The 24266-nt window shown below is 65.3% G+C and carries 26 protein-coding genes; 15 read left to right on the forward strand and 11 right to left on the reverse strand.

Features of this window, described 5'->3' with window-relative positions:
- Positions 1–16: 16 nt before the first annotated feature.
- A complete protein-coding gene (locus tag BDO18943_RS06405; protein ID WP_175021695.1) occupies positions 17–1201 on the forward strand; it encodes a M20 aminoacylase family protein in 1185 nt (394 codons plus the stop codon).
- A gap of 111 nt (positions 1202–1312) precedes the next feature.
- On the opposite strand, the gene BDO18943_RS06410 is transcribed toward BDO18943_RS06405, so the two are convergent.
- On the reverse strand, positions 1313–2518 hold the full coding sequence (locus tag BDO18943_RS06410) for a porin (protein ID WP_175021696.1): 1206 nt from the start codon (positions 2516–2518) through the stop codon (positions 1313–1315).
- A gap of 383 nt (positions 2519–2901) precedes the next feature.
- Between BDO18943_RS06410 and BDO18943_RS06415 the strand changes: the two genes are divergently transcribed.
- Complete coding sequence (locus BDO18943_RS06415) at positions 2902–3213, forward strand: carboxymuconolactone decarboxylase family protein (protein WP_175021697.1); 312 nt, start codon at positions 2902–2904, stop codon at positions 3211–3213.
- A gap of 31 nt (positions 3214–3244) precedes the next feature.
- A complete protein-coding gene (locus BDO18943_RS06420; RefSeq protein ID WP_235995859.1) occupies positions 3245–3667 on the forward strand; it encodes a tautomerase family protein in 423 nt (140 codons plus the stop codon).
- A 96-nt stretch (positions 3668–3763) separates the two neighbouring features.
- On the opposite strand, the gene BDO18943_RS06425 is transcribed toward BDO18943_RS06420, so the two are convergent.
- Positions 3764–4921 (reverse strand): alkane 1-monooxygenase, encoded by a 1158-nt coding sequence (locus tag BDO18943_RS06425; RefSeq protein WP_175021699.1) that lies wholly within the window; start codon positions 4919–4921, stop codon positions 3764–3766.
- Between the two features lie 34 nt (positions 4922–4955).
- Positions 4956–5987, reverse strand: a complete 1032-nt coding sequence (locus BDO18943_RS06430) for a 2Fe-2S iron-sulfur cluster-binding protein (RefSeq protein WP_175021700.1) — start codon at positions 5985–5987, stop codon at positions 4956–4958.
- Positions 5988–6119: 132 nt separating this feature from the next.
- On the opposite strand from BDO18943_RS06430, the gene BDO18943_RS06435 reads away from it, so the two are divergent.
- Positions 6120–7136, forward strand: a complete 1017-nt coding sequence (locus BDO18943_RS06435) for an AraC family transcriptional regulator (RefSeq protein WP_175021701.1) — start codon at positions 6120–6122, stop codon at positions 7134–7136.
- 45 nt (positions 7137–7181) lie between these two features.
- Here the strand turns inward: BDO18943_RS06435 and BDO18943_RS06440 are convergent, their stop codons facing one another.
- The 5 genes from BDO18943_RS06440 to fdhD form a co-directional block, all read right to left on the reverse strand.
- Positions 7182–7439 carry a MoaD/ThiS family protein gene (locus BDO18943_RS06440; protein ID WP_175021702.1) on the reverse strand — a complete coding sequence of 86 codons (258 nt, stop codon included), beginning with the start codon at positions 7437–7439 and terminating at the stop codon, positions 7182–7184.
- A gap of 51 nt (positions 7440–7490) precedes the next feature.
- The gene (locus tag BDO18943_RS06445; RefSeq protein ID WP_043192060.1) at positions 7491–8060 is read right to left on the reverse strand and encodes a molybdenum cofactor biosynthesis protein MoaE; all 570 of its coding nucleotides are present in this window, start codon (positions 8058–8060) and stop codon (positions 7491–7493) included.
- A gap of 47 nt (positions 8061–8107) precedes the next feature.
- Positions 8108–9232, reverse strand: coding sequence for a GTP 3',8-cyclase MoaA (gene moaA, locus BDO18943_RS06450; RefSeq protein ID WP_175021703.1), 1125 nt, complete (start codon positions 9230–9232; stop codon positions 8108–8110).
- Between the two features lie 217 nt (positions 9233–9449).
- Positions 9450–10664, reverse strand: coding sequence for a molybdopterin molybdotransferase MoeA (locus BDO18943_RS06455; RefSeq protein ID WP_175021704.1), 1215 nt, complete (start codon positions 10662–10664; stop codon positions 9450–9452).
- Positions 10661–11533 carry a formate dehydrogenase accessory sulfurtransferase FdhD gene (fdhD, locus tag BDO18943_RS06460; protein WP_175021773.1) on the reverse strand — a complete coding sequence of 291 codons (873 nt, stop codon included), beginning with the start codon at positions 11531–11533 and terminating at the stop codon, positions 10661–10663. The genes BDO18943_RS06455 and fdhD overlap by 4 nt, the downstream gene beginning before the upstream one ends.
- Before the next feature lie 425 nt (positions 11534–11958).
- On the opposite strand from fdhD, the gene BDO18943_RS06465 reads away from it, so the two are divergent.
- The 5 genes from BDO18943_RS06465 (at position 11959) to BDO18943_RS06485 (ending at position 16564) form a co-directional block, all read left to right on the forward strand.
- Positions 11959–13359, forward strand: coding sequence for a cytochrome ubiquinol oxidase subunit I (locus BDO18943_RS06465; RefSeq protein WP_043192051.1), 1401 nt, complete (start codon positions 11959–11961; stop codon positions 13357–13359).
- A gap of 3 nt (positions 13360–13362) precedes the next feature.
- Complete coding sequence (cydB, locus tag BDO18943_RS06470; protein ID WP_043192049.1) at positions 13363–14370, forward strand: cytochrome d ubiquinol oxidase subunit II; 1008 nt, start codon at positions 13363–13365, stop codon at positions 14368–14370.
- A 177-nt stretch (positions 14371–14547) separates the two neighbouring features.
- Positions 14548–15468: a bestrophin family protein gene (locus BDO18943_RS06475; protein WP_175021705.1), complete on the forward strand. Its 921-nt coding sequence runs from the start codon at positions 14548–14550 to the stop codon at positions 15466–15468.
- 79 nt (positions 15469–15547) lie between these two features.
- The gene (locus BDO18943_RS06480) at positions 15548–16141 is read left to right on the forward strand and encodes an SMI1/KNR4 family protein (protein WP_175021706.1); all 594 of its coding nucleotides are present in this window, start codon (positions 15548–15550) and stop codon (positions 16139–16141) included.
- Positions 16142–16177: 36 nt separating this feature from the next.
- Positions 16178–16564 carry a VOC family protein gene (locus tag BDO18943_RS06485; RefSeq protein ID WP_175021707.1) on the forward strand — a complete coding sequence of 129 codons (387 nt, stop codon included), beginning with the start codon at positions 16178–16180 and terminating at the stop codon, positions 16562–16564.
- Between the two features lie 25 nt (positions 16565–16589).
- On the opposite strand, the gene BDO18943_RS06490 is transcribed toward BDO18943_RS06485, so the two are convergent.
- Complete coding sequence (locus tag BDO18943_RS06490; RefSeq protein ID WP_210771944.1) at positions 16590–17129, reverse strand: nuclear transport factor 2 family protein; 540 nt, start codon at positions 17127–17129, stop codon at positions 16590–16592.
- A gap of 34 nt (positions 17130–17163) precedes the next feature.
- Here BDO18943_RS06490 and BDO18943_RS06495 point away from each other — a divergent pair, with 34 nt between their 5' ends.
- Positions 17164–17574: a VOC family protein gene (locus tag BDO18943_RS06495; RefSeq protein WP_175021709.1), complete on the forward strand. Its 411-nt coding sequence runs from the start codon at positions 17164–17166 to the stop codon at positions 17572–17574.
- A 111-nt stretch (positions 17575–17685) separates the two neighbouring features.
- Here BDO18943_RS06495 and trpS read toward each other — a convergent pair whose 3' ends face one another.
- Positions 17686–18690, reverse strand: a complete 1005-nt coding sequence (gene trpS / locus BDO18943_RS06500) for a tryptophan--tRNA ligase (RefSeq protein ID WP_175021710.1) — start codon at positions 18688–18690, stop codon at positions 17686–17688.
- A gap of 207 nt (positions 18691–18897) precedes the next feature.
- Entirely contained in the window at positions 18898–19053 is a 156-nt protein-coding gene (locus BDO18943_RS06505; protein WP_175021711.1) for a hypothetical protein, read from the reverse strand.
- A 487-nt stretch (positions 19054–19540) separates the two neighbouring features.
- Between BDO18943_RS06505 and BDO18943_RS42555 the strand changes: the two genes are divergently transcribed.
- The 5 genes from BDO18943_RS42555 (at position 19541) to BDO18943_RS06530 (ending at position 24243) form a co-directional block, all read left to right on the forward strand.
- On the forward strand, positions 19541–19699 hold the full coding sequence (locus tag BDO18943_RS42555; protein ID WP_226215115.1) for a hypothetical protein: 159 nt from the start codon (positions 19541–19543) through the stop codon (positions 19697–19699).
- A 527-nt stretch (positions 19700–20226) separates the two neighbouring features.
- Positions 20227–21558, forward strand: a complete 1332-nt coding sequence (locus BDO18943_RS06515) for a tetratricopeptide repeat protein (RefSeq protein WP_407649793.1) — start codon at positions 20227–20229, stop codon at positions 21556–21558.
- Between the two features lie 10 nt (positions 21559–21568).
- Positions 21569–21871 carry a hypothetical protein gene (locus BDO18943_RS06520; RefSeq protein WP_175021713.1) on the forward strand — a complete coding sequence of 101 codons (303 nt, stop codon included), beginning with the start codon at positions 21569–21571 and terminating at the stop codon, positions 21869–21871.
- A 415-nt stretch (positions 21872–22286) separates the two neighbouring features.
- Positions 22287–22730, forward strand: coding sequence for a transposase (locus BDO18943_RS06525; RefSeq protein ID WP_265328598.1), 444 nt, complete (start codon positions 22287–22289; stop codon positions 22728–22730).
- Positions 22731–23007: 277 nt separating this feature from the next.
- Positions 23008–24243 carry a right-handed parallel beta-helix repeat-containing protein gene (locus tag BDO18943_RS06530; RefSeq protein WP_175021714.1) on the forward strand — a complete coding sequence of 412 codons (1236 nt, stop codon included), beginning with the start codon at positions 23008–23010 and terminating at the stop codon, positions 24241–24243.
- Positions 24244–24266 lie beyond the last annotated feature (23 nt).

Consider the following 24266-nt stretch of genomic DNA (forward strand, 5'->3'; position numbering starts at 1 on the left):
CAGAGCCCCTACATTCATGTCGCAAGCCTCACTGATTCCGGCGTTGATCGAACGCCAACCGTTCTTCGCTCAATTGCGCCGCGAGGTGCACATGTATCCGGGCCTCGGCTTCGACGTCCGGCGTACCGCCGACATGGTCGCCGAGCGCCTGCGCGAGTGGGGCTATGACGTGACGACGGGTGTCGGCGGCACTGGCGTCGTCGGTACGCTGAAGCTGGGCACCGGCACGCGCCGGATCGGGATTCGCGCGGACATGGACGCGCTGCCGATCGTCGAGAACACCGGGTTGCCGTGGAGCAGCAGAATTCACGGGCACATGCACGCGTGCGGGCACGACGGCCATACCGCGATCCTGCTCGCGGCGGCGTGGCAGCTTGCGCAGACGCGCGGGTTCGACGGCACGCTGCACCTGATTTTCCAGCCGGACGAGGAGAACCTGTGCGGCGCGAAGGCGATGATCGACGACGGTCTCTTCGAGCGCTTCCCGTGCGATGCGGTGTACGGCCTGCACAATTTCCCGGGCCTCGCGGTCGGCACCGCGCTCGTCGTGCCGGGGCCGGTGACCGCGTCGTCGGACCGGATCAGCGTCCTCGTGCGCGGCAAGGGCGGTCATGGCGCGATGCCGCATCTCGCGCGCGATCCGGTCGTGGCCGCCGCCGCGATCGTGATCGCGCTGCAGTCGATCGTCTCGCGGAGCGTGAAGCCGGGCGACCTGAGCGTCGTCACGGTCGGCCAGATCAACGGCGGCTCCACGTTCAACGTGATTCCGCAGCATGCGGAACTGTCGATCAACGTGCGCGCGACGAACGTCGATACACAGAAGCTGATCGAGCAGCGCATCCGCGAGATCGTCGATGCGCAGTGTGCGTCGTATGGCGTGAGTGCGGACGTCGAGATCGAGCATCTCGTGCCGGTGATGGTGAACCACGAGCGGGAAACGGCCTTCGCGGCGGAGATTGCGCGCGGCGTGTTCGGTGCGGAGGCGGTGTCGAGTACGCGCACGGCCGGCGGCTCGGGCAGCGAGGATTTCGCATGGATGCTGCAGGCGCGTCCGGGTTGCTATGTCGTGATCGGCAACGGGGAGGGGAGCTGGGGCGGGTGTTCCGTGCACAACCCGGGGTACGACTTCAACGACGAAGCCATTCCGTATGGCGCGTCGCTGTGGGTGCGACTGGTCGAGGCCTATCTGAAGCAGGCTTGACCGGGCGGTGGTCGCGCCGGCCGCGATGATCGGCCGATCGACGGAACGCATGGACACCGGGCGACGAGCCCGGTGTTTTTTTACGGATGCTTCGACGCAAGCGCGCCGAGTTCAGAACTGGTGCGCAATCCCGATCGACACGCTCGTCAGAGAATGCCCCTTCGCCACGATCGTCGAGCCCGACGTGCTGTCGTAGTTGTACGTGAGCGCCGATTGCGGGCCGTTCTTCAGGAACGCGACGCGCGTGTAAAGCGACGTGCGCCGGGAAAGGTAGTAGTCCGCTCCGATCGTGCCGCCCCAAGCGTAATTCTGCTTGATCGTCGTATCGCGATAGTCGAGCGCGATCCGATACAGCGTGCGGCCGCTGAAGCGTTGCAACCCGACCGTGTACAGGCGCGTGATCGCATCACCGGCGTAGTGCGGAATGTATTGCAGGTAGCCGACCTGTGCGACGGCGGGCCCGAAGTCGTGCTCGATGCCGGCGATGTACAGGTCCGTGCGCACCGACCCCGCGTCGCCCGTATTCGGGCTGCAACTGCCGGCGAAGCCCGGATCGCACCAGGTCTGGCTGTAGGCGATGCCCGCGATCGTCGTGTCGGAGTTGAACCCGAGCGATGCGCCGCGCGTGTGGACCGCCGGCCCCGGTGTCTGCGTCGTCTTGAAGCCGTAGCTGAAGCCCGCGGTGAAATACTGCAGGAAGCGCGGCGACGTATAGTTGATCAGGTTGTTCATCCGGTTGCTGCCGTCGGCTGTCGCGCCATGGCCGAGATCGGCGTTGACCAGGCCCATGTACGAGAACACTGCCTCGTGCGCGTTCGCGTAGAACGGATCGATCGCCAGCGCCGCGGTGCCGGTCACCGAATAGGTACGGCCCAGCGTGATCTTGCCGTAACGCGGGTTGTCGAGGCCGATGTACGACGCGCGATTGAACAGCGAGTTCGTATCCTGCACCGCGCCGTTGTTCGCGATGAATCCCGATTCGAGGCGAAAGAACGCGGTCCATTGGTCGCCGAGGTCTTCCTGTCCGTACAGGCCGAACTTCGAGGTCCACGTGTTGCCGCTCTGCATGCGCACCATCGACTTGCCGCCGGCGTTGATGTAGTTGACCGCCATGTCGACCGAGCCGTACAGCGTGACGAAGCTGCGCCCGGTGGCGACGTTCCACGCCTGTGGCCCGAAGCCGGGCGTGACGGCGCCAAGGACATAGGACAACTGACCGGATGCACAGGCAGGAGAGGTCGCGGTGAGCAGGAGCGCGCAGGTGCAGGTACCCGCGATCGTCGCGAAGCGGATGGGGCGAGACTGGATGGAACGCATGTCGGTTTATTTATAGTGGCTCGAGCGTTGACGGGAACGGCGCGGCGCGCATCGCTCGTCGGGCTTGCTTGCTGTCCGTCGATACGCGGCACGTAAGCGTCACCGGACCAAAATCACAGCACCAATCAAATTCTTTAAGAGCTAAAAGATTTGGTTGGGAAGGAGGCAGGTCGCTGTTCGTCGCGGCGAGCGCAGGGCATCGACACCTGCCGGCGTTCCAGGTCGACACCGGTGAGAAGCCGCGCGGCACGGCCATGGCCGTGCGAGATCCGGCCCACGGCAATCGTTCAAAAAAACGGGACCGTCGATTCAAATAATTCGAATTTTCAGAATGCGCGCGACTGGCTAGGCTGAAATCGTCAATCCCCACAACAGGTGACCCGATGGCCCAACCCGCTTCCGATCTGGAAAAAGTCGCCCGAATCGCCCCGAAGCTTGCTCAGTTGAGCGAAGACGTGCTGTTCGGCGATGTCTGGCAGCGCCCCGAGCTTTCGCCGAGAGAGCGCAGCATTGCAACGGTTGCCGCACTCACGGCGCTGTATCGCCCCGAGCAACTGACCGGACATCTGCAGAGAGCGATCGCCAACGGCGTTACGAGGAGCGAGCTGGGCGAACTGTTTACCCACCTCGCGTTCTACGCCGGCTGGCCAGCCGCGGCATCCGCGGTCAATGCGCTGGGCGCGCTGCCGGAATAGCGGAGGGGGCGAGATGCCATATGCACGAATCGTGTTGCATGACGGTAAATCCGCCGACTGGCTGGCGGCGATTTCGACCAGCCTGCAGGATGCGCTCGAGGAAGCGTTCGAGGTGCCGGCGGGGGACTGTTTCCAAGTGTTTCAGCAGTGCCGGCAGGGCGAGCTCGTCTATGACCGGGACTACGGCGGCGGGCCGCGTAGCGGTGATTTCGTGCTGATCCACATCACGGGCGGCCGCCCTCGCGGTCTCGCCTGCAAGGAGGCGTTCTACGCGCGACTCGTCGAACGGCTCACCGACAACCCGGGTATCGCGCCCGCGGACGTGATGGTGATCATCTGCACGATCGGCCCCGACGACTGGTCGTTCGGGAACGGCCGGGCCGCATCGCCACCGGCGGCGTCTGCTCATCAGGCCGTACCTGGTGACACCCGGATGCGGGATCCCCGAGCCTGACGCGGCTGCGTTCGCCGATCGACGCGCCGATCTCGTAGCGGGCCGGCGATGCACACCGGCCCGCTACCCGCGCGCATCGACCGCGCCGAATGCGATTCACGTCGCGGCCGCGAACTTGGCCACGCCGCTGCGTGCATTCGCGTCGGCCGCGAGGCGCCGTTCCAGGTCGGTCGCATGGTCACGATCCCATGCGAGCACCTTGGGCGTCATCAACGTGTGCCACAGCGGCGGAATCATCGCGACGACGATCGTCGTCAGGTAGCCGCCGATCATCATCGGGGCATCGGAAAACGGTTTGAGATCCTGATAAGGCACTTCGCCTTGCGCATGATGATGCGAATGGCGCGTCAGGTTGAACATCGACCACGAACTGATGCGCCGATTGGTATTCCATGAATGGCGCGGCTGAACCGGCGTGCCCGGATCGCGAACGATACCGTAGTGCTCCATGTAGTTGACGATTTCCAGCAGCGCTTTGCCCCACAGCGCGCAGAGCAGGAAGTAGGCGCCCGTTCGGTACCCGTCGATGCTCCACGCGCCCGCGAGCAACAGCACGCTCGTCAGGTGGCCGCGAATCACCGCGTTGAATGGCGTGAGCAGACCGTGCCCGGCACGCTTCAGGCGTTTCGCCTCGATCTTCCAAGCGCTGACGTTGCCTTTGAGTGTCGACGCGACGACGTGAACATAGACATTGCGGCCGCGCGGCGCCGTGGCGGGATCTTCGGTCGTCGACACGTAGCGATGGTGCCCGTAGACATGCTCGATCGAGAAAATCGTATCGAAGCTGAACGCGAGCAGCCAGCGGCCGATGAACATCGACGTCCGGTCCCACGTGCGATGGGTCAGCTCGTGCGCGGGAATGGTGCCGATCATCCCGATCATCAGGCCGGTCAGCACGATGCCGGACACGTGGTGGAGCCCGTTCCCCGTCGCGCGTGCCGCCAGCGCGTCGTATCCGGTCACCCTTTCGATCAGCGCGCCGAACCCGAGCGGGTCGGATGCGGCCATCGACCAGACCGACGCGAACACGATCAGCGACAGCAGCGGCAGTGCCATCCAGAGTTGAAACGTCAGGATGCCGGAATGGCGCAGGACGGGTGTCGACGTGTCGTCGCCGCACAGCGCGTCGCCGACGATATAGAACGCGAGGATCGCGACCAGATCGATCGTGATCCACGCCCCGCCCGCGACGAACGCGGCGATCGACGAGAGGCCGATCACGTGAAACAGGAAATACTTCAGATAGTGGTGCATGGGAACGTCTCCTCCTCCGGGTTGGTATTGAAATTCACGCGATTGCCTGCGTGTCGTGCTGCGTCGTGAACCGGTCGGCGTGAATGTGCGCGTGGGACAGGCCGCGCGCGAGCAGCGCGCCGGTTGCCGCGTCGATCATCGGAGGCGGCCCGCACAGGTACGCATGTGCGTCCGCCGGCAGATCGTCGGCGATGCCGTTCGTCACCAGCCCGCGTGCGCCTCGCCACGACGAATCGAGCGGCTCTTCGGACAGGATCGGCAGAAAATCGAAGCGGTCGTGCCAGCGACGGGCCAGATCGGAAATCGTGTCGAGCGCGTACAGGTCGCGCTGCGCGCGTGCGCCGAACAGCAGCGTGACCGGCCGCGCCACGCGCGCCGCCGCGCCGTCTTCCAGCAGCGACAGGACAGGCGCGAGGCCGCTGCCGCCGGCAATCAGGATCAGCGGGGCGGCGGCGGCGCGCATCCAGAAGTCGCCGAGCGGACCTTCGACGGTCACCGTCTTGCCGACGACGTCCTGTTCGTGCACATGACCGGAAAACACGCCGCCGGGCACCCTTCGCACGAAAAACACCGCCTGCGCATCCGGCCGCACGCCCGTCGCGAACGAGTAGCTGCGGGCCTCGCCGGGCAACGACGCGAGGGACAGGCGTGCATGCTGCCCGGCCTTGTACGGCAGCGATTCGTCGAGCTGGATGCGCAGCCGCAGGATGTCGTGCGTCAGCCGGTCCTGGCCGATCACGCGGCCGCCGACCGTGCGTCGCGCGCCGTCACGGCTCATGTCGACGGCGACGGTCACGTCGGTTCGCGGGACGCTCTGGCAGGCCAGGATGAACCCCTGGTCGAGATCGTCGTCCGACAGGATGTACCCGGTCTGCGTGAGCTCCTTCACGCGACCGTCGATCAACCTGCACTTGCACGTCGCGCACCCGCCGACCCGGCAGCTGTGTGGAAAGTCGATTCCCTGGCGCAATGCCGCCTGCAACAGCGTTTCACCCGGTTGAACCGCGATCGCGCGATCGTTGACGACGGCCGTCACAGTCTTGGGCTTTGTCAGGAAGCTGAGCATATTCCCTTCCGGTCGGTACGATTGAGGTGCGTTCATCGTAGGGAACCGGCCACGTTTCCGGGAGTGCTCGAATTGACATCGATGGCGCATTTGCGGTCAATTAATGTCCGTCACGCAACGAGGATGTCCGACATGTCCGAGACGGACTTTTTTCTTCAACCGCAGTACGCGCTCCAGATCTCGGATCAGGTCGTCCGAATGGGCGCGCGTTTGCCCGACTGGTTCGTGCAGTTGCAGCGGCCGGGCGCCAACGGCGAACTGACGGTCCAGGATTTTTCGTTCGACGCGTTCAAGCGGCTGGTGAGCGACGCGATCGATGCAACCGGCGAGCCGGCGTTCGGGCTGCTCGTCGGGGAACGGCTGCGTATCGGCAGCCACGGGATACTCGGCTATGCGATCACCAACAGCGTGACGCCGAGACAGGCACTCGAACTCATCGAGCGTTTCGTGCAGGTGCGGACCTCGCTCGTTTCCGCGAAGCTCGAGGTCGCGGGCGAACATGTGCGGCTCGTGTTCGTCGAGCGCCATCCGCTCGACGGCATCCGGCAGCCGGTGATGGAAGCGATCGTGCTGACGATCAAGAACCTGCTCGACTACATCACGCGCGGTGCGAGTTCGGCATCGTTCGTGGCGCTCCCGTTCGATGTGCCGGACTACGCGAATCTGGCGAGGGACCTGTTCGGTTGCGACGTCCGTTACGGCCTGAACTGGACGGGCCTGGATTTCCGGGCCACCGATCTGGACCGGCCGCTCGACAGCAGCAATGCGCGCGCGTTGACGGAGGCGGTGCACATCTGCCAGACCGAACTCGCGAACCTGACCCGGCAGCATACGCTGCCGTCCAGGGTCCGGCGGCTGATGCTCGAGAAGGTGGGCGCGTTCCCGTCGCAACAGCAGACCGCCCAGCTGCTGAACATGACGCCGCGCACGTTGCATCGGCGCCTGGCCGACGACGGAACGTCGTATCGCGAGATCCTCGAAGGCGTGCGCCATACGCTGGCGCGCGAGAGCGTGAGGTCGAGCAAGCTCAGCCTGCAGGAAATCGCGTTTCTGCTCGGCTACGACAGCCTCGGCAATTTCCGGCGTGCCTTCATCCGCTGGGAGGGCAGGTCGCCGTCGGAATTTCGTCGCGCCGCCACGGGAGAGTGATGCGTGGCGAACGGCGATGCCGTGCTTGCCGGGGGCGGTGCGGCGTTACCCGCCCGTCACCGGCGGAAAAAATGCCACCTCGCTGTCCTCCCGCACGACGAAGCCGCCCGTCACCATCTCGAGATTGACGGCCGCGCGCACGGGCCGGTCCATTCGCAGCGCTTCCGCGCTGCGCGCGTCGCGTGCTGCCAGCGTACTGCGCAGCGCGTCGACGGTGAGTTCGCGCGCCTCGATCTCGACGATTTCCTCGTCGCGATCGAGTTGTTCGCGAATGCTTGCAAAGTATTTGATCGTCAGTTTCATCGCGATGTCTTGAAAGGAATCGGCGGAATCGGAACACGCGCAGCGCGCACGTCAACCCCAGCGCCGCATCGCCTGGTCGTCGTGCGCCTTCGCCTCGACCCAGCCGGATACGCCGTCGTGGCGGATCTCCTTCTTCCAGAACGGTGCATGGGTCTTCAGGAAGTCCATCAGGAATTCGCACGCATCGAACGCGGACCCGCGATGCGCGGCCGCCACCACGACCAGCACGACCGCCTGGCCGAGCGGAATGCGCCCGACACGATGCACGATCTTGATCGCTTCGAGCTGCCAGCGCGCGCTGGCTTCCTCGACGATGCTCCACAGGGCCTGTTCGGTCATCGTCGGATAGTGCTCGACCTCGAGCGCGACGACATCGTCGACGTCGCCTTCGTTGCGCACGACGCCGAGGAAATTCACGACCGCGCCGACATTCGGATTACGAACGATCGGCGCGAGCTCGGCGCCGGCGTCGATCGGCGCGTACTGCACGCGCACTTCGAAGCCGGCGGTTATCGATGGTGGCGGCTCGGGGTGCGGCTCGGTCGCGCCGTCGGGAGCGGGGCCGCCGGCGTGCAACGGATCGTCCGGCAGCCCGGCACGGGATTCGGTGAAGGTCGTCATGACAGGTTCTCCTGTAGGCGGTGCGTTCTGTGTCGCGCGGCGGCCCCTCAGCCGCCGACCAGCGACATGCGCACGGTCGGATAGGTCTTGCCCGGCGCGCGGGCCGGCCGTGCGGCCCGGCGCTCGGAATAACGGTCGTCGCGGTGTGTCCAGCGATCGCGCACGGCGGCGGCGAGGTCGGCGGTCGATGCTGCGTCGTCGAGCCACGGCCGCAGGTCGGTGTCTTGCGTCGCGAACAGGCACGTATAGAGCTTGCCGTCGGCCGACACGCGGGCGCGCGAACAGGTGCCGCAGAACGGATGCGACACGCTCGCGATGAAGCCGACCTCGCCGGCGCCGTCGATGTGTGCGCAACGGATCGCGGTCGCGTCGTGCGCCGGTTCGCCGACGAGCACGAGCGGATAGTGTTCGTCGATCGTTTCGCGCATCCGTGCGGCCGGCACGACTTTGTCGCCGGACCAGAAGCTCGCGCCGCCGACGTCCATGTACTCGATGAAGCGCACGGCCACGCCGGTATGACGGAAGTGGCGCACGAGCGGCAGGATCTGGTCGTCGTTCACGCCGCGCTCGATCACCGCGTTGACCTTGACCGGCGCGAGCCCTGCCGCCTGCGCGGCCTCGATGCCGGCCAGCACGCGCGACACGGGCACGTCGGCATCGCTCATCCGGCGGAACACCGCGTCGTCGAGCGCATCGAGGCTGACGGTCACGCGCGACAACCCCGCGTCGCGCAACGTGCGCGCCTTCGCGGCCAGCAGCGAGCCGTTGGTCGTCAGTGCGATTTCGACGGGCTTGCCGTCGACGGTCGTCAGCGCGGCGAGGCGTTCGATCAACGCTTCGAGGTTGCGGCGCAGCAGCGGTTCGCCGCCCGTGATGCGGATCTTCTCGACGCCGAGCGACGTGAACGCGCGGGCGATCTTTTCCAGTTGCGCGAACGACAGCCGTTCGGACGACGGCATGAATGCATAGTCGGCGCCGAAGCTTTCGCGCGGCATGCAGTAGCCGCAGCGGAAATTGCACTGGTCGATCACGGACAGGCGCAGGTCGCGCAGCGGGCGGCCGAGCGTGTCGGTCGTGCGGGGGAAAGCGCCGGGCGATGCGCCGCCGGAAAGTGCGGCAGCGGCCGGCGCGGCGGAAACGATGGCATTCACGATCGGTTCGTCGGCCTGCAAGAAGTAAGCGATGGGGCGTCGCCGGTCGGCCGTGCGTGTGCGGATGGGCAGGCGCACGGCGCGTGACGAGCCTCTTCGTGAGGATAGTCCGCCGGGTTTTTCCGGCAGGGACACAATCGCGCCCGAATTGCAGGAATACAGTTCGGCGCGCGGCCGGTGCGGCCTGCGTGGCCTGTCTGGCGAAGGGCGCGGATCGGGCGCGTGTCCGGCGTCGCGATCATGCGAGCCAGTGCGTGAATTCGTAATACGGTACCGCGTCGCCGCACGCGATGCGCTGCCCGGCCGGCAGCCGGGCCAGTCCGCTCGCCTGCACGAGCGACTGCAGCGTGCCGGCGCCTTGCTGGCGCAGCGTGTCGAGGGCGGGCATGCCGTCGAGGCCGACGGTGCAGTGCACGCGCACGAAGCGCTCGCGCTGCGCATCCGGTTCGAAGTCGCCGTCGATCGGCAGCGACGGCACGATCGGCAGGCGTGCGCTGCGCCCCTGCAGGCGGCGGATCAGCGGCGCGACGAACAGCGCGAACGCGGTCATCGCGGCGCCCGGATTGCCGGGCAGCAGCACCACCGGTTGCATGTCGAGCCGGGCGAGTGCAACCGGCTTGCCCGGCTTCATGCGCACGCCGGCGACGATGAACGAGGCGCCGAGCGCGTCAAGCGCGGGGCGCAGCAGATCCTTGTCGCCGACCGACGCGCCGCCGACGCAGATCACGAGGTCGCAGCCCGCGTGCAGATCGCGCAGCGCACGATCGACGGCGGGCGCGGTGTCGGCCGCATGCAGGCTCATCGCGACCTCGGCGCCGGTTCCCGACACCAGCGCGGCGAGCATCGGCGCATTGCTGTTGTAAATCTGTTGCGGCGCGCGGGGCTGCCCGCACGCGACGAGTTCGTCGCCGGTCGTCAGGATGCCGACGCGCAGCGCCCGGCGCACGTCGACGCGCGCGAACCCTTGCGCGGCGGCCACGCCGACATGCATCGCGCCCATCCGCACGCCGGCCGGCACGAGCAGGTCGCCGGCGCGCACTTCCTCGCCCCGGCGGCGGATGTGCGAGCCGCTGCGCTGCGGCGCGTCGAACGCGACCCAGCCGTCCTGCTCGCGTGCATGTTCCTGCATCACGACGGTGTCCGCGCCCGGCGGAATCATGCTGCCGGTGAAGATGCGTGCCGCCGTGCGCGGGGCCAGCGGCGCCGGGGTGTCGCCTGCATAGCAGCGCTGGGCGACGTGCAGCGGCTCGCCCAGTGCGAGATCCGCGTGACGCACGGCGTAGCCGTCCATTGCGCTCTGGTCGGCCGGCGGCTGGTCGAGCACGGCGGTGAGCGGCGCGGCCAGCACGTGGCCGGCGGCTTCCGCGACCGGGAGGGAGATCGTGGCCTCGAGCGGCGCGAACGCGCTGGCGAAATGCTGCTGCGCGGTATCGAAATCGGTAAGGGGTTTCATCGGGAGAGAGCCGGATGCGCTTGAGCGAGCGCCGGTTGATCAGGTTGAACGGCGTCGGGCGACACGTACTCGACGAAACCGTCGTTGCGGCAGAAGCCGAGCAGCCGCACGCCCGCTTCGCGGGCGACGTCGATCGCGAGCGACGTCGGCGCCGAGATCGTCGCGATCATCGGGATGCCGACCCGCGCGGCCTTGCGCACCAGTTCATAGCTTGCGCGGCTCGACAGGAACACGAAGCCGTCGTGCAGGTTCGCGCGGCGCCGCGCGAGCCGGCCGATCAGCTTGTCGAGCGCGTTGTGGCGGCCGACGTCCTCGAACACGTCGAGCACGGCGCCGTCGCGATCGCACCAGGCGGCCGCGTGAATGCCGCCCGTCTCGCGCATCAGCGCCTGATGGGCCGGCAACGTGCGCGCGGCGCGGGCGATCGCGTCCGCGCCGATACCGGCTGCGGTGCCGGCAGCGGCGATGCGCGGCGGGTGCAGGTCGAGCTGCGCGATGCTTTCGATCCCGCACACGCCGCAGCCCGTGCGGCCGGCCAGCGCGCGCCGGTGCGCCTTCATCGCCATGAACGCCTGCTGCGACACGGTCAGCCGCACTTCGGCGCTGCCGGGCCGGCATTCGCTTTCGATATCGAAAACGTCCGACGCGCGCTCGACGATGCCTTCGCTCAGCGCAAAACCCAGGCCGAACACGTCGAGGTCGATCGGGGTCGCCATCATCACCGTGTGCGCAATATCGTTGAACACGAGTGCAACCGGCGTTTCGTCGACGACGCGGTCGACGGTGTCGCGCGCTTCGCCGGCACGGTGACGTGTCACATGACACGCGGTGCTGCCGGTCGGATCGTCGCGGCGGATGCAGGACTCCATGCGGTTTTCTCCAGGCGGATCGGCCGGCGGGCCGGCCGGGTCGGGCGCGGATGCCCGACCAGGGGATTCGATGCTGCCGGGCGGGCGCGGCCGAGGGGCGCGCCGTGGCCGCGGGCAGGCGTTGAGTCGGATGTTAACGGGGATGAAAGGTGCGCCGGATGTACAGCGCTGCAACGCGGAAAGCAGTACAGCTGACCATCCCGCAGGCACGAAATGTGTTTTCCGGGCACACATCTTCGGCAACGGAAGCAGCACAGTTTCAGCGCACGTTCGAACGATTGCGAGTATCGTTGCAAACGCGATATCGTCATTCACGCTTCGATGCCATGCGAGTGACCGTTTGTGTTCGCATGTGTTGTCGCCAAGCCGTCGCGCGATTTCCTGCTTCGGGCGTACGTCCTCACAACCACGAGCAAATTACGGTCATGGAAATCTTCGATGCGTTCCATCTCGCCCGATTGCAATTCGCGTTCACGGTGTCGTTCCACATCGTGTTTCCCGCGATCAGCATCGGCATGGCGAGCTTCCTGGCGGTGCTGGAATGGCGCTACCTCGTCACCGGCGATGCCGCCTACAAATCCATGTTCCAGTTCTGGTCGAAGATCTTCGCGATCGGCTTCGGGATGGGCGTGGTCTCCGGCGTCGTGATGGCGTACGAGTTCGGCACCAACTGGGCCGGCTTCTCGCGCGTCGCGGGCAACATCACGGGCCCGCTGCTCACGTATGAAGTGTTGACGGCGTTCTTCCTCGAAGCCGGTTTCCTCGGCGTGATGCTGTTCGGCTGGCAGCGCGTGAGCCCGCGCGCGCACTTCTTCGCGACGCTGATGGTCGCGGTCGGCACGCTGATCTCGACGTTCTGGATTCTCGCGTCGAACAGCTTCATGCAGACCCCGCAGGGCTACAAGATCGAGAACGGCCTCGTCGTGCCGGTCGACTGGTTCAAGATCATCTTCAACCCGTCGTTCCCGTACCGCCTCGTACATATGACGATTGCGGCATTCATCGTCGCGGGCTTCATCGTCGCCGCGTGCGGCGCGTGGCACCTGCTCAAGGGGCGCCGTGACGAGCCGGTGAAGCGCAGCTTCTCGATGGCGCTGTGGATGCTGCTGATCCTCGCGCCGATCCAGATCGTCGTCGGCGACGCGCACGGGCTGAACACGCGCGAATACCAGCCGGCGAAGATCGCGGCGATCGAGGGGCTGTGGGAAACCGAGAAGGGCGGCACCGCGCTGAACCTCGTCGGGCTGCCCGACATGCAGGCCGAAACCACGCACTATGCGATCCAGGTGCCGCACCTCGGCAGCCTGATCCTCACGCACAGCTGGAGCGGCGAGATTCGCGGGCTGAAGGAGTTCCCGCCGCAGGATCGCCCGTATTCGCCGATCGTGTTCTGGACGTTCCGGATCATGGCGGGCCTCGGGATGCTGATGCTGCTCACCGCGCTGCTCGGGCTGCTGCTGAGAAAGGGCGGGCGCCTGTATGAAACGCGCTGGTTCCAGTGGTTCGTGGTGGCGATGGGGCCGTCGGGCATCCTCGCGCTGCTCGCCGGCTGGATCACGACCGAGGTCGGGCGGCAGCCGTGGACCGTGTACGGCGTGCTGCGCACCGTCGATTCGGTCGCGCCGCTCAGCGCGCAGCAGGTCGGCGTGTCGCTGCTGATCTTCGTGGTCGTGTATTTCCTGGTGTTCGGAACGGGTATCTATTACATGATGAAACTGATGAAGCGCGGGCCCGCTGCCCAGGCCGGGTATATCGAGCTGCACCGGCACCCGGGGCTGCGCAAGAGCGCGCTGTCCACGCCGCTGAACGTGACCGAAGCGGAGTAAGCCATGCAAATCGATCTTCCTGTCATTTGGGCCGCGATCATCGGCCTCGGCGTGTTCATCTACGTGATGCTGGACGGCTTCGATCTCGGTATCGGCCTGCTGTTTCCGTTCTTCGATGCGAAAGCCGAGCGCCAGGTGATGCTCGACACCGTCGCGCCGGTGTGGGACGGCAACGAAACGTTCCTGGTGCTCGGCGGCGCAGGGCTCTACGGCGCGTTTCCGGTCGTGTATTCGACGCTGCTGCCGGCGAACTACCTGCCGCTGGTGCTGATGCTGGTCGGGCTGATCTTCCGGGGTGCGGCGTTCGAGCTGCGCGCGAAGGCCACCCGCACGCAACACATGTGGGATCTCGCGTTCATCGGCGGCTCCGCGCTCGCCGCGTTCTGCCAGGGGATCGTGCTCGGTTCGCTGCTGCAGGGCATCAAGATCGAGAACAACCAGTTCGCAGGCGGGCCGTTCGACTGGCTGTCGCCGTTCAGCCTGCTGTGCGGGATCGGCGTGCTCGTCACGTATGCGACGCTCGGCTGCGGCTGGCTGATCCTGAAGGTCGACGGCGAACTGCAGCGCAAGATGCGCCTCCTGATGAAGCCGCTCGCGGGCGTGCTGCTCGCCGTGATGGGCGTGGTCAGCCTGTGGACCGTGATCGGGCTGCCGGCCGTCGCGCACCGCTGGTTCGGCAGCGGCAACCTCGGCTGGTTCCTGCCGGTGCCGATCCTCGTCGTCGCGTGCGTGTGGGGCATCTTCCACACGGTGAAGCGCGAGCACGAGGCCACGCCGTTCCTGCTGACGCTCGCGCTCGTGTTCCTCGGCTACACGGGGCTCGTGATCAGCATCTGGCCGAACATCGTGCCGCCGTCGCTGACGATCTGGGACGCGTCGTCGAGCCATTCGAGCCAGAAGTTCGCGCTCGTCGGCACGGTGATCGTGCTGCCGATCATCCTCGTGTACAACGCGATGCAGTACCGCGTGTTCCGCGGCAAGGTGCGCGAGGGCGATATCGGCTATCACTGAGCGGCTATCACTGAACGCCGCATGATGTGACGGGCGTGGCGGGCGCGGGCGTATCATCACGCGCAACGCGGCACACGTGCCCGGCATTCACCCGACAGCGGCCCGCCACGCGCGGGCCGTTGTGCATCGGGCGCAGGCGCGCCGTCTGATGCATCCCTTGGCAGTCGAGAAAACACCATGATCGTCCGACCACAACAAAACTGGCTCAGGATGCTGTTCGTCTGGAACGGCTCCGTGCTGCAATCGATCATTCCGCAGCTCGTGTTCATGGCGATCGTCAGCACGCTGGCGGTCTTCACGAACGGGCGCATCTTCGGCGAGAAGATCCCGCTCAACACCGCGCCGTTCACGCTGTTCGGGCTTGCGCTCGCGATCTTTCTCGGGTTTCGCAACAGCGCGAGCTTCGAGCGCTTCAAGGAGGCGCGGCATCTGTGGGGCAACCTGCTGATCGCGGCGCGTACGCTGACGTCGCAGTTCAATCGCTACCTGCCTGACAGCGTGAGCGACGCCGAGCGCAACCGGCTGGCCGACCTGCTGATCGCGCTCACCTATGCGCTGAAGCATCAGCTTCGTCATACCGATCCGACCGCAGACCTGCAGCGCATTCTCGGTGCGGAACGTACGGCGGAGCTTGGAGGCAAATGCTTCAAGCCGGTCGCGATCCTCGACGAGCTGCGCGGCAGCATCGTCCGTGCGCTGGGCCGCGCGCCCGGCAGCGACGCGACCCGCTGGATGGTCGAGACGCAACTCGACGAGGTCGGCAAATCGGTCGGCGGTTGCGAACGCATCCTGTCGACGCCGATCCCGTTTTCGTACAGCGTGCTGCTGCATCGCACCGTGTATGCGTATTGCGTGCTGCTGCCGTTCGGCCTCGTCGATTCGACGGAGTTCTTCACGCCGCTGATCTGCGTGTTCATCTCGTACACGCTGATCGCGCTCGAAGCGATCGCGAGCGAGGTGGCCGAGCCGTTCGGCCTCGCGCCGAATGCGCTGGCGCTCGATGCGATCACGCGCACGATCGAGCGGTCGGTGCTCGAACTGGGCGATCGCCCGCTGCCGGAGGAATTCGTGCCGGCGTCGACGTACCAGATCACGTAGGCGGGGGCGCGCAAGCGCGGAAGTGGCGGATCGCGTCGGGCGCTAGAATGGCGCTTGACTGTTCTTCGGACCTGACGCAATGACCCTCGTCGATACCTATCTCGCCGGCTTGCGCGCTGCACTGCCCGACAACGACAATGCGGCGCTTGCCGCTGCCACGGGCGCGACGCCCGTGCAACTCGACGCGCTGCGCGCCGTGTATCCGCAGTGCCCGGCCAGCCTGATCGAATTGCTCGGCAAGCTCGACGGGACCTACAGGCGCGATTACGACGGCACGACGGTCAAGGTGCTGGTGCTGGGCTCCGACGTCGACGAATACCCGTATTTCCTGCTGTCGGCCGCGCAGATGCTCGAGAAGGGGGCGACGTACCGCGACAGCATTGAGGAGATGTATGGCGACGACGCCAACGACGACGGCGAACTCGTCGATCCGCGCATCGACATCGCGCTGCCGCTGGGCCGGCGGCTGTGCTTCTCGCATTGCGTGAACAACGGCGGCACGTCGCAGCTCTACATCGATTTCGACCCGGCGCCGGGCGGCAAGGTCGGGCAGGTCGTGCGCTACCTGCACGATCCCGACAACTATGCGGTGATCGCCGACGACTTCGACGGCTACCTGCGCAAGCTGATCGACGGCGGTTATGCGTTTGTCATCGATTTCGACGAAGCATAACGGCGGGGCGTGGCTGCCACTTCAGGAGAGGTTGAAATGCGAATCTACGTGACGAGTATTTTTGTCGACGACCAGGACAAGGCGTTGACGTTCTATACCGACAAGCTCGGGTTCAAGCTGAAGAACAACGTGCCGGTGGGCGAGTACCGCTGGCTGACCGTGGTGTCGAAGGATCAGCCGGACGGCACCGAGCTGCTGCTCGAGCCGAGCCACCATCGTGCGGTCGGGCCTTACAAGCAGGCGCTGTACGAGGACGGCATTCCGGCGGCATCGTTCCAGGTCGACGATCTCGATGCGGAGTTCGTGCGGCTCAAGGCGCTCGATGTCCGCTTCACGCTGGAGCCGATGGACGCCGGGCCCGTGCGCGTCGCGGTCGTCGACGATACGTGCGGGAACCTGATTCAGTTGATGCAGATGAAGTGAAGTAAGGCACCGCCGCGCGGGGCGTTCACGCGGTTGCGGCCGGCCGCGCATCGTGCAACCAGCTGCGCTCCTGCGTGCGGCTCCGGATGCGCCACCCGCATTCGGTTCGCACCAGCAGGTCGCGATACCAGAGCCCGACGAAGCACATGCGGTTGCGGCCCGCGTCGTCGGCCGAGATCATCATCGCCTGGCCGGCCGTTCGCGCGGTCGCGGCGTCGCCGTCGATGATCAGCAGCGACGTCGAGATCGTGTGCCGGGTGCCGCGCATCGCCGACGTCACCTGTTCCAGATAGGCGGCAATCTCCGAACGGCTGCCGACCGGGCCGCCGAAGGCCGTGTAGTCGAGGGGCGCATGGGTTGCGAAGAGGCGCTCGAATTCATGCCGGTCGTGGCGGTCGACGGCGTGGCAATAGCGGGTCAGCAGATCCTGGATCTCCATCCGGTCGATCGTTTCCTGGGGCGTCATGGTGTCGTGGGTGGATGACGGGGAAACGATAGCGGGGGCGGACGCTCGGGTATCGCCCACGAGCAGCAGGGTGACTTCGGCGCGAAATGCCACGCTCATGTAGACTCGTGTGCCCTTCAACGGAGTAGATGCGATGCAACTGCTTGATCACGTATCAATCAGCGTGCCGGATATCGACCTGGCGCGCCCGTTCTACGATGCCATCATGGCCGCGCTGGGCGCAGCCAAGGTCTATGACCGGCCGACCGCGCTCGGCTATGGCGAACGCTGCAATGCGAACGACACCGCGTCGACTTTCCTGGCGGTCTATCACGATCCCGCTGAAGTCGGCGTGAGCAAGCGGCACTGGTGCTTCAAGGCCGCGAGCCGCGAGCAGGTGGATGCGTTTTTCAAGGCCGGCCTGTCGACGGGCGGGCAGTCCGACGGCGAACCCGGCTTGAGGCCGCATTATCACGGCGACTACTACGGCGCGTTTCTCGTCGACCCGGCCGGTAACAGGGTGGAAGCGGTGTGTCACGCGGCCGCGCCGACGCACGCGTCGTGATGCGGTTGCGGTGGCATCGACGCTCGCTTGCGCATGTGACGCGGTGGTGATCGCCGCGCGCCGGGCCGATACCGTCCGGCGCGCGAAGCGGGTTCGCTCTGCCTGCGCCGCTCAATCGAAGTAGTTCAACCCCATCGCGCCCTTCACCTCCGCGAGCGTCGCGCCGGCGACATCCCGCGCGTGCATCGTGCCGCGCTTCAGGATCGCCATCACTTCGGCCTTGTCGGCCTCGAATTCGCGGCGGCGCGCGCGGATCGGCTCGATCAGCGCCTGCAGCCGCTCGTTCAGCACGCGCTTGACGACGCTGTCGCCGAGCCCGCCGCGACGGTAGTGGGCCTTCAACTCGTCAACCTTCTGCACGTCGGGCTCGAACGCGTCGAGGAACGTGAACACGACGTTGCCCTCGACCTGGCCGGGATCGTTCACGCGCAGGTGGTTCGGGTCCGTGTACATGTCCTTCACGGCCTGCGTGATCTCGTCCGGCGTCGAGCCGAGCGTGATCGCGTTGCCGAGCGACTTGCTCATCTTTGCCTTGCCGTCGATCCCCGGCAGCCGTGTGACCGGCGACAGCACGGCTTCGCATTCGACCAGCACGGGTTGCTCGACGGTCGCGTTGAAGCGGCGCACGAGTTCGTTGGTCTGCTCGATCATCGGCAGCTGGTCGTCGCCGACCGGCACGTGCGTCGCCTTGAACGCGGTGATGTCGGCCGCCTGGCTCACCGGGTAGGTCAGGAAGCCGGCCGGGATGTCGCGCTCGAAGCCGCGCAGGCGGATCTCTTCCTTGATGGTCGGATTGCGTTCGAGGCGAGCGACCGTGACGAGGTTGAGCAGGTATTGCGACAGCTCGGCAAGCTCGGGCACCTGCGACTGCACGACGATCGTCGAAATCGACGGATCGATGCCGACGGCGAGATAGTCGAGCGCGACTTCGATCACGTTCTCGGTGACGCGCTGGCGGCGGCCCATGTTGTCGGTCAGCGCCTGCGTGTCGGCGAGCAGCAGGAACTGCTTCGCTTCATGCTGCATTTGCACGCGGGCGCGCAGCGAGCCGATGTAGTGGCCGAGGTGCAGCGGGCCGGTCGTGCGGTCGCCGGTGAGGATGGTCGGACGGGTCATGTTGGTCGTTGCTCCGGGTTATCGAAGCCGCCAGCCATGGTGTCTGCAGAAACGCAAATGCCGCCATCGCTGGCGGCATCACGTTTGGGACATGCAAAAGGAAACGGGCCGCCTGGGTCAGGCGCGCCACCAGCAATGCACGTTCGGCGAGGCAGGTTGGGTTTCCATTGCGTGAGTATAGCGTAGTGCGGGGATGGACGTGCTGCGTCAGCGTACGACCGACTCCATCGCGAGGTAGGCGGTTTCGGCCGACGGCCACAACAGGTACAGCAGGCCGGCCATCAGCAGCAGCGCGCCGGTGCGCGCGAGCGGCGTGCGGTCTTTGCCGTGCGGAGGACGGGGGGGCTGCTTCGGTTTCTTCATGCTTGCAGGCGCGGGGCGCGCCACTCCAACGGTTGCTGCAACGGTTCGCGCGGGGCGATGCCGGGGTGTTGCGGGGTTCAACGGGGCCTTCAACCACGTCGTGCTGCGTTTGAGCATGCATTCGGTACGTGGATCGGCCCGGCGCGCGACGATCCCGGGCAGATCGGTCGTGTGCGACGCGCATGCTATCAGCTTGGCAGACCGAGAACCGTCAAGAATTGTCGGGCAATGGCCGGCTCGACGTGCATTCAAACACGGAGACGTTTGTCGCCGGCCTTCAGGGAGAATGGAAAAATCAATAAAATCAATGAATTGTATTTCATTGAGGATTCGTCAAATCCTCCGTCGCGCGATCGCGCGGCCGCTGGCATCGTGCGATTGTTTTTGCGTGAACGTTGCATTTAAAATCAGTGACCAAACAATTAAGTGCGCAGGTGGCCTGGCGGTCTGAGAGCGCCGTTGCCGAATGCCCTATCGACAAGTGAACGTGACCGAAATGCTGCGCGCCTTCGTTGGCGCGCTCGATCAGAACAATCGTGCGATCCGGTTTCACTGGGGCCGTCACCAGGATGCGCTGGCCCACGTCCTGGTACCGCAAACATCGATTGGACGGAAGGCATCTGTGCCGGGAGCGAAGGGCACCTGACCGGTCAGTCTTCATGCCCGGATCTTCCGCTCTCCACCTTTCTGGGGTTGCCGCTTGCGGTGCAGCCGAGATGGATCGAGGAAGCCGTACCCGATCAACGGGATCATCACTGATGTCCGCGCCGACCGGCTTTCTCCTTCAGCATCCGTCCCGTGATGAGCGTGCGACAGGCGTTCGCTTATCCTGAGTAGACTTCCCAAATCGTGCTGAATCAATTGCGTTCGACTCCCGCCAACCGTATCGGCTTTACCCGGTTAATTTCTGCTTTCCTGTTCCTTGCATGTGCAGCCTGCTCAATGAACGATTCGCTGCCTCGCAACATGTCGTTGACCGCCTTCAACCCTCATCGCACAGCATTTGAGTGCAAGCACGAGGTTGACGTGGTTCCTCCGCTCGATCCAGAGGCCGATCGATGGAACCAGCAAGCAATGGCGCTCACCAGCGCGCTGTTGTGGCCGAACCAGCGCAATTACAAGGGTGCTGTCGATTTGTGGACGAAGGCAGCCGAGCGCAAGCACTGGAAGGCAATGCTGAATCTGGCGAATGCCTACGCCCAGGGGGAGGGGGTGGATCGTGATTCCGAACATGCCCTGCAGATCACCGAACAGGCGATGAAACTGGGTATTCCGGCGGCCTACGATTTGATGGGTACGTATCACATGGACGGCATGGGCGTAAAACAGGATGCCAGCCGCGCCTATGCTTTCTGGCAACTTGCAGCGGACAAGGGCAGCCCCAGCGCCATGGCTTATTTGGGCAGCAAGCTCGATGCAGTCTACGATGATCCGAAATCCGGCTTCTGGGGGAATCGGAAGATTGCGCTCAAAATGCTTGAATGCGGATTCGCCCAGGGTAGCGGAGATGCCGCGTACGCGCTTGGGACGACGCTGGTTGGCTCCGACAGGTCGCTGGACGAGGACAATGCGCGAGCACTCAGGATTCTGCATGAAGGCGTGAAATACGGTAGCGCCACGAGTGCTGCATATTTGTTCGGTGCGTTCGACGATGGCGATCCGGTAGCGGGTAGCGTGAAGGATCGCGCTCGTGCCGAGCGTTATAGCGTCCTTGCCGATCGCCTGGAGCGCGACCCCGACCTGCGTCTGCCGAATCTCGACAAGGTGGTGCCGCTGCCGCCCGCCAAACTGCCCAAGTGGGACCGCAACAAGGAGACGTTGATCGACGCGGCGAAGGCGGTGACATCCGCGCCGGTGTCGCCGGTCAAGTCCGCCGTGCACCCCGTGTCGCTGCGTACGGGTCGCACGCACGTGCCCGATGGCTACATGCTGCCGGAGAAGCCGCAGGTCGCCGTTCCTCCACAGGCGGAAACGACCGCTGCTCCTGTCGGCGGATACCGGCTTGCACAACCGAAATATCCGACCGCCGAACGTCACTTCGCATCGCATGCGGCTCAGGTACCGATGCATGACCGGCGGGAGGAACTGTTTGATCGGAGCCGCCCCGGCTTGATGCCAGAGGATGGCCGCATCTTCTTCCACTATGTCGGTGACGTGATTCCCATGCCCGCGCGACCGGTGGAGTCGCATCCGCGCGTCACGCAGAGCATCGTGCGCGCCACCGGATTTCCCGAACCGGCGATCCGGAGTTGCGGCACGCGCGTGTGCCCGGTGACGGGCATTCGGCATGCCGATGTGGCGGGCGATCATCCTTGGGCGGCTACGTTCAACCAGGGGTATCGCCACGTCTACGTCACGCAAGGCGACACGTTCCCCGATCCACGGGCCAGGCGTCCGGGCGTATCGTCGGCGGACGTGACGTGGACGTGGTGGAACGAGGCCAATCACCCGGGGTTCGCGAAGCTGCCTCAGGTCAGTGTCGGCAACGCTTCCGAGAACGCTTGACGGAGCAGAAATGCGTAAATCGACGATTGTCGCGATGGTGTTTGCCGGAGGTCTGATCCTGACTGCCTGGGGTGCGTTTGCGGTATTGGAGGCCGTGGCCCAGATCAGCGGAGGTAGCTACGGTTCGCATGATGTGAACGATTTTGCAATCGAGCATTTCCTGTTTTTCGGTCCGCTGCTTGCGTTGGGTGGGTTGGTCGCATGGTTCGCCAGCCGGGGTTCGGCGACATCCGACGACGATGAGGATGAGCCGCCCTCGGGCAAGGATGAATGCGATCCGGCTGCTCCCGCGCACCGGGAGGCAGACCGATGAGCAGTGTTGAAATCGCCTGCAGGTACGATCTGTGGCGCAAGGTCGCCGGCGCTGTGATGTTGATGGCGAGGCCTGCGGATTGCTGTTAGCAATGGCTTCGGCCTTGCCGATCGTGCCAGCCACGTTATGCCCTGTGCCTGTTCGCGGAACGCGTGTCAGGTGCGCACCTTTTCCGGGCGGCTGCGCAAGGTCGGACTCACGGCATCTCTGAGCGAAACGCCGGATAGGGGGCTGGCATCATTCGCGAATCGTTGGCCGGTATGTTGACACCCAGCAGAGACAGAAGTGGCGGATCAAGGCAATTCTCAGGAAAGAAGTTGCTGAAATACGAAACGTCGTCGTCACGGTCTGCCCTCTCGAACATGGCTTCGATGGGGCCCCAGTAGTATCGCCAGGACAACCTGTCAATCTCGCGTTGTCGATCGGTCGGAAGCGCATCAACCGCAATTTCGTTCAACCCGTCACGAGAGAACTGATAGACGCGCCAAAGCGGGTCGATCAGGAAATTGGGTGCACTCGGAGAGAAGGCAACATAGTCTGCTCCGTCCTGGGGACCTATCCGGCCATCGTGCAATCGTGGCAGCGTGCATGGGAGCACGTCGTACCGTTCTACGTGTTCCCGCCAGAGATTCGACGGGTCGTTTACACGACCAACGCCATTGAGAGCCTGAATATGCAACTGCGCAAGATCATCAAGACGCGCGGCCAGTTCCCGAATGACGAGGCCGCGATCAAACTGCTTTGGCTGGCGCTGCGCAATGTGCTGGCCAAAACGGTACGCGCTGCCTTCGACTGGAAATCAGCGATGAACCAGTTTGCTATCCTGTTCGGCGAGCGGTTTACGCAGGCGCGCGGATAACCTGTTGTTCAACCGCCTTGCCCACAAAAATGCGGACAGGTTCGCTGAATCAGGTGCGCTGATTGACCTCCTCTGCTCAGATTGCTTCGCAATCCATTAATCCGCGCGCGCATTTTCGAGTACCGCACTGCGATCTCACCAAATCGTTATTTTTCTGCGCGCCATCATTATCTTCACCTTGATTCCATTAATGTGACCTGGCGCGCTGACGCATCAGGTTCACAACCTATAACGTCATTACGCTTCACCCAACTTCACACCCAATAAGAGATCCGATATGAATCGACCATTCCGAATCGCCGCCGTATCTATCGCCGCGCTGTGCGCCGTGTCATTCCAGATCGCGCGCGCCGCGCCCCCCGACGTCACGGTCTATCCGGCTGCCAATGGCAGCGATCAGTCCGATGCGCTGCAACAGGCGTTCGACGCGCTGCAGCCCGGCCAGCGGCTCGTGCTCGCGCCCGGGCAGTACGCGGTGAGCCGCTCGCTGACCGTGAAGAATCCGCAGGTCGTGATTTCCGGCTATGGCGCGACCCTCAGCGCCACCCGCAGCGAGGACCAGACCATCGTGATGAGCGGCAAGAACTCGACGCTCGTCGGCGTGACGCTGGTCGGCACCGGCACGACCCGGCTGACGACGCCCGAGTCCACCAAGGTCGAGGTCACCGGCATCGGCGTGCAGGTGCTCGACGTCTCGGTGCGCGGCGGCAGTAGTGCCGGGCTGTTCGTGTTCGGCGGCAAGGACGTCGCGCTGGTCGGCAACGACGTGCGCGACACGCTCGCGGACGGCATCCACACCACCTACGGCTCGCGCAACGTGCTGGTGCAGGACAACACGGTGACCGGCACCGGCGACGACCTGATCGCGGTCGTCAGCTACATCCCCGACGGCGCGATCAGCAGCAACGTGCTGGTCCGGAACAACAATGTGTCCGGCAACTACTGGGGGCGCGGCATCACGGTGGTCGGCGGCGCGGACGTGACCATCACCGGCAACACGGTGCGCGGCGTGGAGAAGGCAGCCGGCATCCTGGTCGGCCAGGAGGACGGGTACAACACCTACGGCGCGAACAACGTCGTGGTGTCGAACAACACGATCTCCGACATCTCCTTGCCCAATCCCGGCAACCCCCGGCCGGAAACCGGCATGGCCGGCATCGACCTGAACACCTACTCCGGCAAGGTCACCCGTGTCGCCGTGCTGGACAACCGGTTGTCCAGCGTCCGGTACTCCGGCGTCCGCGCGCTCGGCAACGTGTGCCAGTTCCGCATCGAACGCAACACGCTCACGTCGATCGGCGGCACGGCGCTCGACCTGATACAGGCCCCCAGCTGCGCACCGAGCCAGATCGTCTGCGCGGCCAATACGCTCGATGGTCGGGCGTTGACGCCAACGGGCTGCGTGGCGAGCGCGACGCTCGACATCACCGGCGCGAACGTCTCGAGCTTGCCGGTGGTGCGCGATGCGTTGCGGCAGCCGCGCAACGCGGCGGCCACGGCGCAGGCGCACTGACATCGCGACGCGGCGCGGCGCGC

This window comes from Burkholderia aenigmatica, from assembly GCF_902499175.1.
In the GTDB taxonomy this organism is placed as follows: Bacteria; Pseudomonadota; Gammaproteobacteria; order Burkholderiales; family Burkholderiaceae; genus Burkholderia; species Burkholderia aenigmatica.

What these genes read in the sequence shown, in the direction of transcription:
- BDO18943_RS06405 (WP_175021695.1), top strand. Translation starts at nt 17, where the DNA reads ATGTCGCAAGCCTCACTGATTCCGGCGTTGATCGAACGCCAACCGTTC.
- BDO18943_RS06410 (WP_175021696.1), bottom strand. Translation starts at nt 2,518, where the DNA reads ATGCGTTCCATCCAGTCTCGCCCCATCCGCTTCGCGACGATCGCGGGT.
- BDO18943_RS06415 (WP_175021697.1), top strand. Translation starts at nt 2,902, where the DNA reads ATGGCCCAACCCGCTTCCGATCTGGAAAAAGTCGCCCGAATCGCCCCG.
- BDO18943_RS06425 (WP_175021699.1), bottom strand. Translation starts at nt 4,921, where the DNA reads ATGCACCACTATCTGAAGTATTTCCTGTTTCACGTGATCGGCCTCTCG.
- BDO18943_RS06430 (WP_175021700.1), bottom strand. Translation starts at nt 5,987, where the DNA reads ATGCTCAGCTTCCTGACAAAGCCCAAGACTGTGACGGCCGTCGTCAAC.
- BDO18943_RS06435 (WP_175021701.1), top strand. Translation starts at nt 6,120, where the DNA reads ATGTCCGAGACGGACTTTTTTCTTCAACCGCAGTACGCGCTCCAGATC.
- BDO18943_RS06440 (WP_175021702.1), bottom strand. Translation starts at nt 7,439, where the DNA reads ATGAAACTGACGATCAAATACTTTGCAAGCATTCGCGAACAACTCGAT.
- BDO18943_RS06445 (WP_043192060.1), bottom strand. Translation starts at nt 8,060, where the DNA reads ATGACGACCTTCACCGAATCCCGTGCCGGGCTGCCGGACGATCCGTTG.
- BDO18943_RS06455 (WP_175021704.1), bottom strand. Translation starts at nt 10,664, where the DNA reads ATGAAACCCCTTACCGATTTCGATACCGCGCAGCAGCATTTCGCCAGC.
- fdhD (WP_175021773.1), bottom strand. Translation starts at nt 11,533, where the DNA reads ATGGAGTCCTGCATCCGCCGCGACGATCCGACCGGCAGCACCGCGTGT.
- BDO18943_RS06465 (WP_043192051.1), top strand. Translation starts at nt 11,959, where the DNA reads ATGGAAATCTTCGATGCGTTCCATCTCGCCCGATTGCAATTCGCGTTC.
- cydB (WP_043192049.1), top strand. Translation starts at nt 13,363, where the DNA reads ATGCAAATCGATCTTCCTGTCATTTGGGCCGCGATCATCGGCCTCGGC.
- BDO18943_RS06475 (WP_175021705.1), top strand. Translation starts at nt 14,548, where the DNA reads ATGATCGTCCGACCACAACAAAACTGGCTCAGGATGCTGTTCGTCTGG.
- BDO18943_RS06480 (WP_175021706.1), top strand. Translation starts at nt 15,548, where the DNA reads ATGACCCTCGTCGATACCTATCTCGCCGGCTTGCGCGCTGCACTGCCC.
- BDO18943_RS06485 (WP_175021707.1), top strand. Translation starts at nt 16,178, where the DNA reads ATGCGAATCTACGTGACGAGTATTTTTGTCGACGACCAGGACAAGGCG.
- BDO18943_RS06490 (WP_210771944.1), bottom strand. Translation starts at nt 17,129, where the DNA reads ATGAGCGTGGCATTTCGCGCCGAAGTCACCCTGCTGCTCGTGGGCGAT.
- BDO18943_RS06495 (WP_175021709.1), top strand. Translation starts at nt 17,164, where the DNA reads ATGCAACTGCTTGATCACGTATCAATCAGCGTGCCGGATATCGACCTG.
- trpS (WP_175021710.1), bottom strand. Translation starts at nt 18,690, where the DNA reads ATGACCCGTCCGACCATCCTCACCGGCGACCGCACGACCGGCCCGCTG.
- BDO18943_RS06505 (WP_175021711.1), bottom strand. Translation starts at nt 19,053, where the DNA reads ATGAAGAAACCGAAGCAGCCCCCCCGTCCTCCGCACGGCAAAGACCGC.
- BDO18943_RS06515 (WP_407649793.1), top strand. Translation starts at nt 20,227, where the DNA reads ATGCTGAATCTGGCGAATGCCTACGCCCAGGGGGAGGGGGTGGATCGT.
- BDO18943_RS06520 (WP_175021713.1), top strand. Translation starts at nt 21,569, where the DNA reads ATGCGTAAATCGACGATTGTCGCGATGGTGTTTGCCGGAGGTCTGATC.
- BDO18943_RS06530 (WP_175021714.1), top strand. Translation starts at nt 23,008, where the DNA reads ATGAATCGACCATTCCGAATCGCCGCCGTATCTATCGCCGCGCTGTGC.